The 15489-nt window shown below is 65.5% G+C and carries 15 protein-coding genes; 10 read left to right on the forward strand and 5 right to left on the reverse strand.

The features are described from left to right. Positions 1-4: 4 nt before the first annotated feature. Positions 5-1141 carry a glycoside hydrolase 5 family protein gene (locus tag G6N07_RS18435; RefSeq protein WP_085192306.1) on the reverse strand — a complete coding sequence of 379 codons (1137 nt, stop codon included), beginning with the start codon at positions 1139-1141 and terminating at the stop codon, positions 5-7. A gap of 216 nt (positions 1142-1357) precedes the next feature. On the opposite strand from G6N07_RS18435, the gene G6N07_RS18440 reads away from it, so the two are divergent. From G6N07_RS18440 to G6N07_RS18480, 9 genes are all read left to right on the forward strand, one after another. Continuing rightward, complete coding sequence (locus G6N07_RS18440) at positions 1358-1870, forward strand: gluconokinase (RefSeq protein WP_085192276.1); 513 nt, start codon at positions 1358-1360, stop codon at positions 1868-1870. 36 nt (positions 1871-1906) lie between these two features. Further along, on the forward strand, positions 1907-3331 hold the full coding sequence (locus G6N07_RS18445) for a GntP family permease (protein ID WP_085192277.1): 1425 nt from the start codon (positions 1907-1909) through the stop codon (positions 3329-3331). A gap of 90 nt (positions 3332-3421) precedes the next feature. Beyond that, positions 3422-4231 (forward strand): DUF1906 domain-containing protein, encoded by an 810-nt coding sequence (locus G6N07_RS18450; protein ID WP_085192278.1) that lies wholly within the window; start codon positions 3422-3424, stop codon positions 4229-4231. Positions 4232-4653: 422 nt separating this feature from the next. Further along, complete coding sequence (locus G6N07_RS18455; protein WP_133055567.1) at positions 4654-5022, forward strand: hypothetical protein; 369 nt, start codon at positions 4654-4656, stop codon at positions 5020-5022. 212 nt (positions 5023-5234) lie between these two features. Further along, the gene (locus tag G6N07_RS18460; protein WP_085192280.1) at positions 5235-5831 is read left to right on the forward strand and encodes a TetR/AcrR family transcriptional regulator; all 597 of its coding nucleotides are present in this window, start codon (positions 5235-5237) and stop codon (positions 5829-5831) included. 226 nt (positions 5832-6057) lie between these two features. Continuing rightward, positions 6058-7644: a sulfatase family protein gene (locus G6N07_RS18465; protein ID WP_085192281.1), complete on the forward strand. Its 1587-nt coding sequence runs from the start codon at positions 6058-6060 to the stop codon at positions 7642-7644. Beyond that, positions 7625-8239: a DUF3159 domain-containing protein gene (locus G6N07_RS18470; protein ID WP_179960005.1), complete on the forward strand. Its 615-nt coding sequence runs from the start codon at positions 7625-7627 to the stop codon at positions 8237-8239. Before G6N07_RS18465 ends, G6N07_RS18470 begins: the two co-directional genes overlap by 20 nt. A gap of 138 nt (positions 8240-8377) precedes the next feature. Continuing rightward, positions 8378-9130 (forward strand): response regulator, encoded by a 753-nt coding sequence (locus tag G6N07_RS18475; protein ID WP_085192282.1) that lies wholly within the window; start codon positions 8378-8380, stop codon positions 9128-9130. Further along, entirely contained in the window at positions 9127-10314 is a 1188-nt protein-coding gene (locus G6N07_RS18480; RefSeq protein WP_085192283.1) for a sensor histidine kinase, read from the forward strand. Before G6N07_RS18475 ends, G6N07_RS18480 begins: the two co-directional genes overlap by 4 nt. A 19-nt stretch (positions 10315-10333) precedes the next feature. On the opposite strand, the gene G6N07_RS18485 is transcribed toward G6N07_RS18480, so the two are convergent. The 4 genes from G6N07_RS18485 to G6N07_RS18500 form a co-directional block, all read right to left on the reverse strand. Next, positions 10334-11038, reverse strand: a complete 705-nt coding sequence (locus G6N07_RS18485; protein ID WP_085192284.1) for a DUF305 domain-containing protein — start codon at positions 11036-11038, stop codon at positions 10334-10336. A gap of 284 nt (positions 11039-11322) precedes the next feature. Further along, entirely contained in the window at positions 11323-12072 is a 750-nt protein-coding gene (locus G6N07_RS18490; protein ID WP_099050282.1) for a cutinase family protein, read from the reverse strand. Between the two features lie 1077 nt (positions 12073-13149). Then, a complete protein-coding gene (locus tag G6N07_RS18495; RefSeq protein WP_220096644.1) occupies positions 13150-13773 on the reverse strand; it encodes a TetR/AcrR family transcriptional regulator in 624 nt (207 codons plus the stop codon). Positions 13774-13805: 32 nt separating this feature from the next. Beyond that, the gene (locus G6N07_RS18500) at positions 13806-14678 is read right to left on the reverse strand and encodes a DUF4440 domain-containing protein (RefSeq protein WP_085192287.1); all 873 of its coding nucleotides are present in this window, start codon (positions 14676-14678) and stop codon (positions 13806-13808) included. 94 nt (positions 14679-14772) lie between these two features. Here G6N07_RS18500 and G6N07_RS18505 point away from each other — a divergent pair, with 94 nt between their 5' ends. After that, complete coding sequence (locus G6N07_RS18505; RefSeq protein ID WP_085192288.1) at positions 14773-15390, forward strand: NADPH-dependent FMN reductase; 618 nt, start codon at positions 14773-14775, stop codon at positions 15388-15390. Positions 15391-15489 lie beyond the last annotated feature (99 nt).

Raw genomic sequence — 15489 nt, forward strand, 5'->3', positions numbered from 1 at the left:
GAGGTCAGCTCGCGCTGCCCACTCCGGCGAGCTTCTGGATCACGCGGATCTCGTTGTCGTCATGGGGCCGTCCGTCCGGATGGATCAGATCGCTGAACCAGGTCTCCGGAACCTCGGTGTACGGATCCTGCCAGGAATCCCACGGCAGATACGTCTGTGTCCGCCCGGCGACGAACCCCCAGTTGTAGGCGGCGACCTTGCGCCGCTTGGCAATCGGCAGGATGCCCTCAACCGTGCTGCCCAGGTTGCGGGCCAGGTACTCGGTGCACAGTATCGGGCGTCCGAGCGGGGTGAGTTCGTCGATGCGGGCCTCGAACTCTGCGGGATCGCCGTAGCTGTGGAAGCTGACGACGTCCGAGTGCTCGAGCTGCAGGCTGCAGATCGCGCTACGGTCGGAAGGGTCCCGCCAGCGCCCCTGCCATACACCGCTGGTCAACGGCTGCACCGGATTGACGGCGCGCACCCACTGAAACACGTGCGGCAGGAACGCCGCCACCAGTGCCTGCTTGTCCTCGTGCTCGGCCTTGCGGTAGTCGCGCGCCGGATTGTCCGGCTCATTCCAGACGTCCCAGCCGAGCACGCGAGGATCGTTGCGGAACAGGCCCACCACGCCGGTGACGTAGCTCTGCAAGACGCGGGTATACGCCGGATCTTCTAGACGGGCCGCTCCAGGGCTCTGCACCCAGCCAGAGTTGTGCACTCCGGCGATCGGCGCGCGCTGAGGGCCCGGCTTCGGCTGGGGATTCCAACAGGAGTCGAACAGGACGAAGAGCGGTTTGATCCGGTGACTCGCCGCGATGCCGACGAACTGGGAGAGCCTCTGGCTGAAGCCGGCCCTGTCTGTCGCCCATAACAAATCGTGGAGGAACACGCGCACGGTGTTGAAACCGATCCGCTGGGCCAGTCCGAGTTCGGCGTCGATGCGACGCGGGTCGTAGGTGCCCGCCTGGAACATCTCGATCTGGTTACCGGCGGTCGACGTGACGTAGTTGGCGCCGAGCAGCCATCCCTGCGCCGCATACCAGGTGTTGGCGCGGTCAGCCGACCACCGAATCGGCTGGGCGGAGACGCGAGGTAGTTCGGTCAGTGCCGCGGCTGCCGCCAGGTACAGCGGGATTTTGAGGGCCGTTCGCCGGTGCACCACGTGACCATAGTGTCCGCGAGCCAACGCTTGTGCCGATGTTTGATCCCGCAACACAACAGGTTTCGAATCGTTACCAACCGGTCGCGGGACTACTGCACCTCGCACGCGACCCCCGAAACCGCCCGTTACCGCTGGCTTCGGAGGAGCAGCCTTTGCAGTAGCATGACGGGTACTACCGGGTTGTGATGCTGTACACAATGAGCAGGTGCGGGCATGGCACGACCGATCGTGGTCATGGGTGTTTCGGGGTCGGGAAAGTCGACCGTGGGGGCTGCGCTGGCGCAGCGACTGCGGGTTCCGTTCGCCGACGCCGACGATTTCCATCCGCCGGAGAACATCGCGAAGATGACAGCCGGCCGTGCCCTCGACGACGACGACCGACACCCGTGGCTGGAGTCGATCGGAGAGTGGCTCGCGCTGCACGGCGACGGCGGAGTGATGAGTTGCTCCGCCCTGAAGCGCAAGTATCGAGACCAGCTGCGCCGGCACTGCGCCGAGGTGGAATTCCTCCATCTGGCGGGGTCGCTCGAGACCATCGGCAGGCGGCAGGCCAGCCGGCCGGGCCACTTCATGCCGGCATCGCTGCTGGCTTCCCAGTTCGAAACGCTCGAGCCTCTCGACCCCGACGAACGGGGGGTCACCATCGATATCGACCAGAGCATCGATTCGATCGTCGAAATTTACGTCAGGACACGAGACTCCCACGTAGACCAGGAGGACCGATGATTCCAGGTACTGACAACACCGCGGCCGGGGGTTCGCGTGGAGGCCTTTGACCCCGCATTCGGCACCACCACGCTGCTGCTGATCGCCGTGGGCGCCGTAGCTCTCCTGCTGTTCCTGATCATCAAGGTGAAACTTCACGCCTTCGTGGCGTTGGTCCTGGTGAGTGCGCTGACCGCACTCGCTGCGGGCATCCCGGTGGCCGATGTCCCGGATGCGCTGGCCTTCGGCTTTTCGAGCACTCTGGGATCGGTCGCGCTGCTCGTCGGGTTCGGCGTCATGATCGGTCGCCTCCTTGAGATCACCGGCGGCGCTCAGGTGCTCGCGGACACCCTCATCGGCCGGTTCGGCGAGAAACGCGCGCCGCTCGCGCTCGGCGTTGCCGCGCTGCTGTTCGGTTTCCCGATCTTCTTCGACGCCGGGCTGGTCGTCTTCCTCCCGATCATCGTGACCGTCGCACGGCGCTTCGGCGGCTCGATGCTGCTGTACGCATTCCCGGCCGCCGGGGCCTTCGCGGTCATGCACGCCCTGGTGCCGCCGCATCCGGGTCCGGTCGCGGCGGCCGAGCTGCTCGGTGCCAACATCGGTCTCACCTTGATCATCGGGGCGCCGGTCGCCATCGTCTCCTGGTACGTCGGGGCGTTCCTGGTCTCCCAGATCATCGGGCGGCGGGTGCACGTCGACATCCCCACCTCGTTGTTCGGCGAGGTCAACGGCGGCCGCGACGCCGACGAACCCAGCACGTCGGCGGCAGGCGCCACCCGCACCGTCACCCGCACACCGCCCGCCTTCATCACGGTGCTCGGCGTCCTGCTGCTGCCGTTCGTGCTGATCTCTTTCAATACCGTGCTCGACACCCTGATGACCGCCGGCGTGGTCGAGGAGGGCGCCACGTGGGCGGAGTATCTCAAGTTGCTCGGGGACACGTCGATCGCACTGTTGATCACCGTGATCGTGGCGACTCTGGTGCTGGGGTTGCGCGGCCGGACGATGGCCGATGTGAGCGATATCCTCGACAACGCTCTCGGCCCCATCTGCGCGATCATTCTCATCACCGGCGCCGGCGGCATGTTCGGCGGTGTGCTGCGGCTCAGCGGCATCGGTGAAGCACTGAGCAGTTCCCTGTCGAATCTCGGAGTCTCGCTGATCCTGCAGGCTTTTCTCATCTCCACGCTGCTTCGCGTGGCGCAGGGATCGGCCACTGTCGCGTTGACGACCACAGCGGGCCTTCTCAGTGCCGCCGTCGCCACGGCTGACCTGAGCAATATCCAGCTCACCGCGCTGGTCTTGGCCATTGCGGCGGGCGCGACGGTGCTTTCCCACGTCAACGACTCAGGTTTCTGGTTGGTCAGTCGGTTCTTCGGGATGGATGTGAAGACGACCCTCAAGACGTGGACTGTCATGGAGACGACGCTGGGGCTCAGCGCCTTCGTGATCAGTCTCGGGTTGTGGGCCATCGCGTGAAGTGTCGGCGAAGCTGTCGCACTGCTCGCGACGCCTGATTTCTCGGCGAGGCTACCCGGATAACGTAAGCCTCATCATTAGCATCGGGCCGTGCACGACTCGCCGAAGACGCGTTGCCTTGGGCCTTCGCACTCCCTTTCCCGGCGCGATGCGCTGCGCTGCGCCGCCGTGGCGTCGGCGCTCGCCGGACTGGGTGCGGTCACAGCAGGTACCGGCATTCCCGCCGCAGCGGCCGCTGCTCCGCAACTGATCGACTTCGCCGCGCACCAGATCCCGGCACCGCACATTCGCGCTGCGGGATACTCGGGGGTGGTGAATTACGTCTCGATGTCACGTCCCGGCACGAGCTTCGGCGCCAAGCCGATCACGCGGCCCTACGCCGAGTCGCTGACCAAGGCAGGGCTGGTGATCGTCAGCAATTACCAATACGGCAAGCCGGGTGGCTCCGCACCATCGGACTTCACCCGCGGGTACGCCGGCGGTGTGGCGGACGCGCGCACCGCCTGGCAGCTGCACACTGCGGCGGGGGGCGGCGCTAGTGCACCGATCTTCTTCTCCGTCGACGAGGACATCAGCCGCGAGACATGGAATAGGGTTGCGCTGCAGTGGTTTCGAGGAATCAACTCTGTGTTGGGTGTGCAGCGTACGGGCGTATACGGAGGCATCGACGTATGCCATTGGGCTGCCGTCGACGGCGTGATCGGCAACTCCCGCACGCCAGGACGCGTGTGGGCGTGGCAGACTCGGGCCTGGTCCGGCAATCGCGTCCACCCCAACGCCGTTCTCTACCAGCGCATCGTGGCGACCAAGTCGAATCCAGGCCCGTTGGTCGGCGGATTCGAAGTCGACGTCAACGACGTCCTCGCCCAGGATTGCGGCCAGTGGAATCTACATTCGTGAGCCCTCAGCGCCCGGTGGCCCACGTTTCCCGGTGAGGAAGGAATGTCGTTGGGTTCAGATGTGACGTCAGATCGTTGCTGACCGACGAACGGCTGCCATCATCGGCGAGTGGCACCCAAGGGCGAGTGGCACCCAAGACAGCGGCGAGGAGCACGCGGATGGCCACGATGGCCCTAGTCCTGAATGGCCGTAGTCCTGAATGGCTGTAGTCCTGAATGGCCGTAGTCCTGAGTTGTTGGCCGTCGATGTTGGTCGTTGCAGAGGGGGATGTTGGTCGTTGCACAGCGGGTAGCAGCAGACTGACCGCCACAGCAATTCAAGACTCAAACGTCATCTTCGCTGGTACATCTTTCCGCAGAATCACGGTAACGTTTCGCCTGCTCGCGGTACTGGTGGGCGGCCGAACGGTGCCCCTCGGCGAGGTGCAAGTGCGCGATGGCAGCCAGATCAACCGAGGCCTGTTCGGCCCCGTAGTCGTGTGCCCGGGCGGCGGCATCGCTGGCGTCGGCACACTGCTCGAGCTGACGGACTACAGCAAACTGCGCCGCCACTGCCCGAAGCGAAGCTTTCCGCAGGTTGTTGCGAGCGCGCTGGACGTCTCCTGGGGTCGCCGCGCGCAGCGATATCTGTTCTCGGCGAACACGCAGTTCATCGATGCGTTGTTGCGCAGCTTCGATCCGTTCCTTCAATCGCAGTCGCTGCTCTTCGCGATCAATCACGATGCCCCCGGCTACCGCGCGATGCTGTCCACTCATCGGCAAGACTTTAGTGACGACTTAGGACCCGCTTGATGCAAGCCACCGTCATGCTCGGGTGCCCGCCGACTAGAATCACCATAACGCATCGTCCTAATTGACACCATGGTAGTCGCTCGCACCCCCGCCGTGGGCAGCGGTGAGGTTGGTAGCGCCCGGCCAGCCCGGCGGCGCTGCTAACGTCACGCCATGCTCTACAGGCGGCGACCGCACGCTCTACGGTGTCACGTCGCTTACCGGGTGGCGCCATGACCGCGGCGAGCACCGGGGAACAGCCGGCGAAATACGGTGACATCATCACCGCAGCGCAGGAACTCTTCGGCGAGGTCGGCTATGACAAGGCCGGGGTGCGTGAGATCGCTGAACGGGCCCACATCGCCATCGGCACGCTTTACAGCTACTTTCCCGACGGCAAGATCGGTGTGCTGACCGCAGCGCTGAACGAGCGTGTGGAGCGGCTTGTCAGCTTTGTGTTGGCGACCGAGGAGACTGACCGGGTCGAGGCTTTCCTCGACCGGGCGCGCCGGCTCAACAGTGAGGTCGTCCGTGATCCGTTTTTGCGGCGGCTGTTCATCGACCAGGACCGGGTCACCGAACCGCGGCTGCGGGAACGCGGCCAACAGATCGTCGACCTCTTCGGCGCCGAAGCCGTCGCTGAGCTAAACCGCCTCGTCGACGCCGGCCTGGCACAGTGCGCTGACCCCGAAGCCGTGGCCGTGCTGCTAAGGGTGGCCAACGTCGGCTGGATCGCCACGCAGCGCTCCGGAGCACGCAGCGTGGACCACGCCCGCTTCACCGAGACCGTGATCGCGTCGGTGCGCGCGCTTCTGCGAATACAACCCTGACACGACCTGACATCGCGTCGGACGTCCGCAGGACCCGATCTGTCACCGTCTCCGCCGATTGGCGTCCCTTCCGGTGGCCTTGTCCACGGCTTCGGCAATCACGCGCGCCGAATGTGCTATAACAAAAAGGACTTTCCGTTCTATCTGATGCCGCGCCGACGTGGCGGCGCCTCGTGATCGCCGGCACGACATCGGCTTACCCCCAAACTCTCGGCCAGGAGACCTGATGCTCGACAATCCCGCCCGCCCCAACGTGCTGCTGATCATGTGTGACCAGCTGCGCAGCGATCACACCGGTTTCGGGGGCAGCCCTTATGTCCGCACCCCTCACCTCGACGCGCTGGCTGCGAGCGGTGCCGTCTTTCCTTGCGCCCGGGTCGCCAACCCGATCTGCATGCCGAACCGGGCCAGTCTGCTCACCGGCCGGGCTCCCTCCTCCCACGGTGTCACGGCCAACGCTGGCGCCTTGGCATGGACCACGATGACGTTGCCGCGTCAGCTGCGCAGCTCCGGCTATCGCACCGCACTGGTCGGCAAGGCCGATCTACAGAACGGTCTGCGCGCTGGCTTCGAATCTGTCGACACCCGGTCGCCCGCGGTCGTCGACCCCTACCCGGCCGGCTGGGACCATGTCGAAGACCCTGACCGCTACCTGCAGACCTCGCTCGCCGACCCCGGCGACTATTACGGCTTCGACCACATCGCCTTGACTTTGGGCCACGCCGACATGGTCGGCGGACACCATCTGCGCTGGGCGTTGGGCAAAGGCGCCACCCTCGAGGACCTGAACCGAGCAGGGCCGCGGCACGCCCGCCGGGTCGACCCGCACTGGTGGCAGGTCTACCAACCTCACCTCGGTGAGGAGCTGTATTCCACCACCTTCGTCACCGAGGCCACCGTCTCGGCCATCGGTGCGCTGTCGGGCGGACGGTCACCGTGGTTCATCCAATGCTCCTTCCCCGACCCACACCACCCGTTCACCGCGCCCGGGCGCTGGCACCACCGGCACCGCCCCGCCGATATGGCGTTGCCGGCCACGTTCGCCGACTACGGGGTAGATGCCCCAAGCCATCTCAGCGGGTTCCGCGCCCTGCCGCCCTCGGCGATGCCGGTACAGATGTTCGGGCCCACCCCGCAGCAGCTGCGCGCCGCCGCGGCCGCCGAAGCCGGCGCCATCGAATTCATCGACCACGGTGTCGGCCAGATCATGACCGCCCTCAACGACAGCGGTGCCGCCGGAAACACCATCGTGGTGTTCACCTCCGACCACGGCGACATGTTCGGTGATCACGGCCTGATGCTCAAAGGCATGATGCACTACGGCGGTTGCCTACGAGTACCGCTGGTCATCACCGGACCCGGCGTCACCACGGGAGTGGCCACCACCCTGGCCAGCACCCTCGACATCACGCCGACTCTGCTGGACCTCACCGGTGTCGACCCCTTCGACGACATTCAGGGCGTCAGCCTGGCCCCCGCACTGACCGTCCACGACCACACCGTGCGCAGCTCGACCTACATCGAGGAAGAACTACCCCAGGCCAGCCGGTTCCCCTTCCCGGTGCCCGCATCCGCACGCACCCTGATCACCGACCGCCATCGCCTCACCCGCTATCCCGGTAGCCCGCTCGGCGAACTCTACGACCTCGTCGACGACCCCACTGAGTCAGTCAATCGGTGGAACGATCCAGCCTACGTGTCCCAACGCGGCGAGCTGGTCGAACAACTCCTCGACGCCACGATCGCACACAGCATGCCCGGACGCCTGGGATCCGCCGACGAGCGGATTGGGCGTGCAACTCGACCGCAGTAGGGCCCAGCACCTGTTCAGTCGCTTCGGCGGCGTGCCCGGGCTGATCTACTCCACCGTGCCGATCGCCGCGTTCGCCGTCGCCGACACCTATTTGACATTGCTGCCCGCGCTTGGCCTCGCACTCACCGCCGCCGGGCTCGTGCTGCTGTGGCGGCTGCTGCGAGGCGACAGTTACCAGCCCGCACTCGCCGGGTTCCTCGGAGTCGTGGTTGGTGCCACACTATCGCTGTTCACCGGGCAGAGCAGAGACTACTTCGTCATCCACATCTGGACCGCGCTGCTGTTGGCCCTGGTTTTCACCGCGTCAATATTGCTGCGCCGACCCGCCGTCGGCCTGCTGTGGGCGTGGGCCCACGGCCACGCCACCAGCTGGCGGCGAAACACCAAGGTAATGCTCAGCTTCGACATCGCCACGATGATCTGGGTGCTCGTCTTCACCACCCGATTCCTCGTCCAGCAACACTTCTACAACGCCGATGAAACCGCGTGGCTCGCCATCACCCGCATCGCCATGGGCTGGCCCCTGACCGGCCTTGCCGGCGCCGCCACCTTCCTCGCGATCCGCATTGCCGAACGCAACCACGCCACCGAGTAGCCAACCCCGGCCAAGTCCAACCTCAACCAAAGTCGCCGCCTGCCAAGATCGCTTGACGATTGGGCGTCGCTGCTCGTGCTGCAACCTTCGATGCCGTGGACCGGGGGCTGTCCCGCCGGCGCCGGCAGCAGGCACCATATGGACATGGAGCACCATCCGGGCACACCGGCTGAGCAGGCAAAGGGATACCGCGCGCTGGTCGTCGACGACGAGGTCCCCCTAGCCGAAGTGGTGGCCAGCTACCTGGAACGCGAGCAGTTCGAGGCAGTCGTCGCCGGCAACGGCGTGGATGCGATCGCCGTCGCGCGCCACCTGGACCCCGATGTCGTCATCCTTGACCTCGGTCTGCCCGGCATCGATGGGCTGGAGGTCTGCCGGCAATTGCGGACGTTCTCTGACGCCTACGTCGTCATGCTGACCGCTCGTGATACCGAACTCGACACGGTTCTCGGCCTCACGGTCGGCGCCGACGACTACGTCACAAAACCCTTCAGCCCCCGCGAACTGGTGGCGCGTATCCGCGCCATGTTACGGCGGCCCCGAGTCCTGCAAACGACCACCGCAACCGCCGAACGGGAGGTGGCGCCACCGCGTCGCTTCGGCCCGTTGAGCATCGACGTCGCCGCCCGTGAGGTGCGCATCGACGATGAACAAATCCTGTTGACCCGCACGGAGTTCGACATTCTCGAAGCCCTTTCCGCCCGGCCGGCAATCGTACTGAGCCGCCGACAACTTCTCGAGATCGTCCGCGACGGACCATGGGTCGGCAACGAGCACCTTGTCGACGTCCACATCGGGCATCTACGACGCAAACTCGGCGACGACGCAGCTCGCCCGCGCTACATCGCCACGGTGCGAGGTGTCGGATACCGCATGGGTACCGGACAGTGACGCCCCCGGCTTGGGCAACTCCTAGCAGTCGTCGACGGCGAGGCCGTCCCGGCATCGGCCTGCGGCTGCTGGCAGCTCAAGCCATCGTGCTTGCAGTCGGAGCCGCGACAACCGCGGTAGTGGCCGCCATTGTCGGTCCGCCACTGTTTCGCGAGCACCTCCACCGTGCGGGGGTGCCGATGGACTCCGCGGAGGAAGTCCACGCCGAAGAGGCCTACGGCTACGCGACGGTGACTTCCATCGGTGGCGCCCTGGCGGTGTCAGCGCTGGCCGCGCTCGCCGTCAGCTTCTACGTCAGTCGGCGACTCCAACGGTCCATCACCGAGGTTGCCGCCGCCGCAACTGATGTCGCTCGAGGGAACTACGAGATCCGGGTATCCCCAACTCGCCTCGGCGACGACTTCGACGCCCTGTCGACCGCCTTCAACCAGATGGCCTCTCGGCTTCAAGCGGTCGATTCGACAAGACAGCGACTGTTCGGGGACTTGGCGCACGAGATCCGCACGCCAGTCGCGGTGCTGGAGGCCTACATCGAGGCTCTCGAAGACGGCGTCCGTATCCTGACCCCGGAGACCGCGGCCATGTTGCGGGACCAAACCCGCCGCCTGGTGCGGTTTTCCGGGGACCTCCTCGGCCTGGCCAAGGCCGAGGAGGGCGCCGTTTCGATGTCCTACGCCAACATTGACGTCGACCGTCTGACGCGCCACTGCGTGGCTGCGGCACAGGAACGCTACGACGACAAAGGAGTCGGGCTGCACGTAAGCCTGCAGCAGCCGCTGCCGCCGTTATGGGCCGACGAGCAACGCCTGTCCCAAGTCCTGGGCAATCTGCTGGACAATGCGCTGCGGCACACACCGCCCGGCGGGTCGGTAGAAGTCCACTGTGTTCGCCAAGGCGACCGGTTGAAGATCACCGTCGCCGACACCGGTGAAGGGATCGCCGCCGACCACGTGACCCAGGTGTTCGAGCGGTTTTACCGGGCAGACACCGCCCGCGATCGCGAGCACGGCGGCGCCGGGTTGGGGCTCGCCATCGCCAAGGCGCTGGTCGACGCCCACGGCGGAACCATTACAGTCACCAGTCCTGGACCAGGCGCCGGGGCGACATTCACCGTCGAATTGCCCATCACCGCGGCGGTACGCATGGAGCAACACCGTGTCACGACTGACTCAGCGCACACCTGACCGGCAGCCCCTCGCCTCGCTACCTGTCCAACATCGCCTGCATCGTGTCGATCTCTGCCTGCTGAGAAGCCGCGATTCTGCGCGCCAACTCGACCGCCGGCGCGAACTGGCCGTTGTCGATCTCCTGCTGAGCCATCATGATGGCGCCCTTGTGATGCTCGATCATTTGCGTCAGGAAGAGCCGACTCGCCTCCGCGCCCTGCGCGTTCTCAAGAGCAGCCATGTCGGCGGCCGACATCATGCCGTGTCCGCCGCCGCTCATACCGGGCATGTCACCCATCTCACCGCTGGGCATCTGGTCGCCTGACATGTCGTGGCCTGGCATATCGTGGCCAGGCATCTCGGTGCCGCTCGGCGCAGGCGTCGACGAAGACGAGACTCCCCACTCCTGGAGCCAACTGCGCATCTGGGCGATCTCAGGGCCTTGGTCGTTCTTGATCGTGTTCGCGACTGAGACGACCTCGGGATCAATCCCCTGCTTGGCCAGCAGCATGTCGACCATCTCGATCGCCTGCTGGTGGTGAGGAATCATCCCTTCAGCGAACGCGACATCCGCGTCGTTATGGGCAGCATCGCTGCCGGCGGCGCTGGGCGAGGCCGACGCTGCTGCCGAGGTGGTGCTCGTCGATGTCGGAGAGTCTGTCGTCGTATCCGAACAGGCACTGACGAACAGGGCCGACGCCGCTAACGCCGCGAGCCCAAATCCAAATCCTTGGTGTTGCATTCGCAGATCCTTTCCTCGCACACCTTCGTGACACCATGCGTCTTCGTGACATCATGCGTCCACGCGGCAAGCTCTCGCCGCTCCGATCCAGCGTCAAGAATCCGAGTATGGGTCGGTTCGCGATCCGATGAAGATTTGATGAAGTCGTCTCACCGATGCAGCGGGCACGTGCGGTTCGCCTCACGACTTATCGATCGTGGCGCGAAAGAGGTACGGCTGCGCGACGATCGGTAAACGATCCCATCGAAGTCCGCGAAGAGCAGCCGCGCGAGTCCTAGCTGTAGCTAAGGCATTTCCAGCGGTGCCGGTGCCGGTGCCGGTGCCGGTGCCGGTGCGGGCGCCGCGGGCACCGGTGCGGGCACCAGTTGTGCGGGCAGGGGGTCCCACTGATCCGGCGGCGCGGTAGGTTCGAGCCCGAGACGGCTGGCGGCGAAATCGACGCCCTGTTCGACGAGACCGTCATAGCCGTACGACGTGTGCGCCGCGAAGTTCAGCCCGTCGGAACAGACGAAGTCCTCGGGCGCACACACTTTCAGGGTTTTCGGCTCATACTGGGGGCCGATGACGACGGGCGGTTCGCCGAGGAAATTCATCGCCCTGATGTTCGGCGTCCCGTAGAGCACGACGGCGGCGACGTGCTCGGCAACGTCGGGCTCCAACGGTTTCGGCACGGTCGCGGGATCGACCCCGTCGGGTACCGCAGGGGAGGTCACGAAGCCCATCACAGCCGCCCCCTGTGAATACCCGCCCAGGACCATCTTGGTGTCAGGGCACGTGGCGGCCATCGACGTGATGTGGGCACCCGCGTCCCGAATGCCGTCGATACCCGTGGCCCATTGGTCGGTGGCGGGGTAGTTCACCGGATAGACGCCGAATGATTTCTCGCCGGCACGCTGGCGAAGGGCATCGACGAACGCTTGCCCCGTCGGTCCGACCCCTGGCGGCTCGCCGGTGCCGCGGGCGAACACCACCTCGACGTCGGGACATGGCTCCGCCGACGCCGTCGGGGTGCCGACGGCCAACAACATCGGCATCAGCGTGATTGCGGCCGCACTCAGAACATCTACGCGCACGTTCCGTATCCTTTTCTGGTTCGATCACCTTGTCAGGCAATGGCAGGCGGTCGTCGACGACCGTGCCACACCGTCCACGTCGCTGTGCCAGCTGGGAGTTACTGCACCGACACCAAAGCCGCGGTGAGCGACTCATTCGTCGATAGATCGTCACCGACACCGGAGCTGTTCACAAGGCGTGAAGCCGCAGGACCGGCAACCAGTGACCAGAGCACGCCGAAGACGTGCGCGCTAGGCGTCGATTGCGTACCGGGGCCGCAGGCTCGCGGCGTCGCTGATTGCCCTGCGGTCACGTCCACCAAGAACCACTCACCACACATGTCGTGGCCAACCTGATCGAGGAGTTGCTCAGCGTTGGCAGCGTCGACCTCATCGGCGACGGGGAGCAGTCTGCCGGTGCTGCGCTGGTGAGGGGTTAACCGGGCGGCGCCTGTCTGGTCGCGCAGGGCGGTATCCGCATCGGCCGACTCGACGGCCGGTGATCGTGGCAGTGCGGTCATGACATCGACGCCCCCTAGGACCGATGGTCGGTGCTGCTCGGGTCGGTGCTGCTCGGCTCGCGGGAAAGGAGCCACAGCAGGCCCATGAACAATCGCGGCGGGCTTTGGCTCAACCTCGGCGCATAACCTACTCCCAACCGTCAGTGTCGGCAACCGCTGACCAGGCTGAACGGAGGGGTATCGGGCGCTGCCGACACGCCGGGATCCTTGGATCTGTGTTTCATCGTCGCCACCACTGCGGAGGAGGTCACGTCGCATCCCGGCCGTCGATAATCTGGACGCCACATCTTACGAGGATCGGGGCCCTCGGCGGATGACGTCGTTGTACTGCCGCGACCCGGACGGTAACCTTGGGCCACGTCGATCGCACGGTCGTTGGTGGCTGGATTCACCAGCGGCCCCCCTCGCCCGATCGACGCGATTCCGTGGACGTTTGACCAGGCGACCAGTACCGCGTCCGAGACAGCAGTTGGTCGGATGGCGCCGGCGTCGACGAGTTCCTGTACCCGGGGAACGAACGTGTCGCCTGTGCGACATGTCAAGGAGGCGGCGGATGAGCGGCCAGGAACACCCGTACGCCTGATTTCACGACGCGTAGGAGCGCGGCATCGCCAAGCGGCTCGCCGGGGCGGTCGGCCACCCCGGCGGTGAGGGCGATAAGTTGGGCGGCCGCCAACTCTGCGGCCTGTCGGCCCGTCGGAATGGCGATGAGGCCCAAATCGCTCCAACGCCGCAAATGTTGAGCGATTTCAGCCTTCACCTGGCGTGGACCGGTCCGCTGCCATGCCTCGATGGTCTCGATCGGAATGTGGTCGATATCTGCCCGCACTTGCCGCACCAACGCGAAATGCAGTGCGGTGTCGGGGTCGGGTCTGGCCCACACTGTCCCAAAGCCGACGAGCGCTGCGTCGATGTCGGTCACGGTGCCGAGTCGGCGGCGGACGATGTCGATCTGGTGACGCGCTGTGCGGTCGGCACTGGCAACGATGACGGTGTGAAACAGCTCCGCCTTGTCCGCGTAGTGGTTGTAGATCGTCCGTGTCGACACCCCCGCTTCCGCAGCGATGGATTCGATGCTCGCGCGTGAGAAGCCGTCGCGGGCGAACACTTTGAGCGCTCCCATGAGCACGTCTCGTTGCTTGTCTGCCCGGGACCCGGTCACCGGTGGATGATGGCACACTGGTGCGTCGTGGTTCACCGGTTGGGACGCGCCCCGGCGTCCTCGTCGAGGACCGGGGTGTTCTGGGCGGCGCTCACCCACCATCTTTGGTCGTGGCGTACGAGGGTATAAACCGCGACCTCGGAGAATTGCGCACCTGCATCCGCTCGCCGCCGAATCTGGGCGACAGCGACTCCCGGGGCCGGACTTCGCCACGACACCAGCTCGAACGTCGACGCTGGCGCAGTCTGTGCGGCCATCAACCGTCGATGGATGGGTAGCAGCACGTCGACCCCATCGACGACCTCGCCCCGCGGTGTGCCCCACAGGACGTCGGCTGCGAAGGTCTCGTCGTAGACATCGGCGTCGGCAGTGTCGAGCCCGTCCTGAAGCCGGCTGACGAGATGTTGCACGGCCGCATGGGCTTCGGCGTCGTCTCGATGCAGGACAGGCCGTTTGACGTCGGTTGACGTCGATGCCGGAGCAGGCCAAGCGGAGCGCCGATCAACCGCGACAACCTGGCGGAACACCGCCACGCGGTCGAGTGTGGCTCCACCTTCGCTCAGCAGTTTCGCCACCGGTTCGTCGTCACTGCGTCGGGACAACCAGTCGCGATCGGCAGCGCGGTCCGTTGGCGCATGCCGGCCGTCGGAGTCGTCGGTCGCCGCGCGCCACGCGTCTTCCGACGCCCACTGTGCGACATTGACCATGCGCCGTCCATCGGTGCTGACCATCAGTGCTGCCGACTCGAATCCCGCTCGCCCACTGATCGTCTCCTTGATTGCACCGGCCACACGGAGCGCCAGGCTCTGCGTCTCTTCGAGGGTTCCGTCAACGGCGAACTCCACCAGCACCGTCACTGGAGCCGCCGTTGCGGACCCGTCGTCCTCGTGAAGCCTTGCCGTCACCGATCGCTCCTCAGCTCGCAGCTACAACGACCATTGTAGCGGATAACGTACAATGGTCGTTGTACTACTTGGAACGAGATCGAGGTGACCGACGATGCATGCCGACATGGAGCCAGTTGCCTTGCGTCTAGGAGTCATCACCGCCAGCACTCGGCCCAACCGACGTGGACCGATGGTCGCGGACTGGGTCGTCCGACAGGCTGAAGCGAAGCTCGCGCATCGTGCAGTTACCGTGGTTGCACTGGACGTCAAGGACTTCGATCTGCCGCTGCTCGACGAACCAGTTCCTGCCGCCATCGGCGGCTACATACATGAGCACACCAAACGGTGGGCGCAGACGATCGCCGCCCTAGACGGCTTCGTCATCGTCACCCCGGAATACAACCACTCCATGCCCGCCTCGCTGAAGAACGCGATCGACTTCCTGTTCGCAGAGTGGAACGATAAGGCCGTCGGCTTCGTCGGGTACGGCATCGATGGCGGCACGCGCGCAGTCGAACACGCGCGCCTCGCCATGGCCGAGGTCAAAGTGGCGGCGGTTCGCAGCCAAGTGGCACTCGGTCTGTTCACTGATTTCGCCATCGACGATCCCTCCAAGCCCGGACAATTCAACCCGGGACGTCATCGGGAGGACGTACTGGGACGCATGCTCGACGAACTAGTCGACTGGGCCGGCGCACTGAAGACGTTGCGGCCAGGCAACGAAGCTTAGTGCGGTTCCGTTGTGGAGGCGGTACGCCGCTCCGGCGAGGTGTGCAGGCTCGGCGGCTATTGCATGCTCTCGCCACCCCCGCCATCAAGGATGGGGCGA

The sequence above is a fragment of the Mycolicibacterium doricum genome (assembly GCF_010728155.1).
Classification (GTDB): Bacteria; Actinomycetota; Actinomycetes; order Mycobacteriales; family Mycobacteriaceae; genus Mycobacterium; species Mycobacterium doricum.

What these genes read in the sequence shown, in the direction of transcription:
- G6N07_RS18440 (WP_085192276.1), top strand. Translation starts at nt 1,358, where the DNA reads ATGGCACGACCGATCGTGGTCATGGGTGTTTCGGGGTCGGGAAAGTCG.
- G6N07_RS18460 (WP_085192280.1), top strand. Translation starts at nt 5,235, where the DNA reads ATGACCGCGGCGAGCACCGGGGAACAGCCGGCGAAATACGGTGACATC.
- G6N07_RS18465 (WP_085192281.1), top strand. Translation starts at nt 6,058, where the DNA reads ATGCTCGACAATCCCGCCCGCCCCAACGTGCTGCTGATCATGTGTGAC.
- G6N07_RS18475 (WP_085192282.1), top strand. Translation starts at nt 8,378, where the DNA reads ATGGACATGGAGCACCATCCGGGCACACCGGCTGAGCAGGCAAAGGGA.
- G6N07_RS18485 (WP_085192284.1), bottom strand. Translation starts at nt 11,038, where the DNA reads ATGCAACACCAAGGATTTGGATTTGGGCTCGCGGCGTTAGCGGCGTCG.
- G6N07_RS18490 (WP_099050282.1), bottom strand. Translation starts at nt 12,072, where the DNA reads ATGCCGATGTTGTTGGCCGTCGGCACCCCGACGGCGTCGGCGGAGCCA.
- G6N07_RS18505 (WP_085192288.1), top strand. Translation starts at nt 14,773, where the DNA reads ATGCATGCCGACATGGAGCCAGTTGCCTTGCGTCTAGGAGTCATCACC.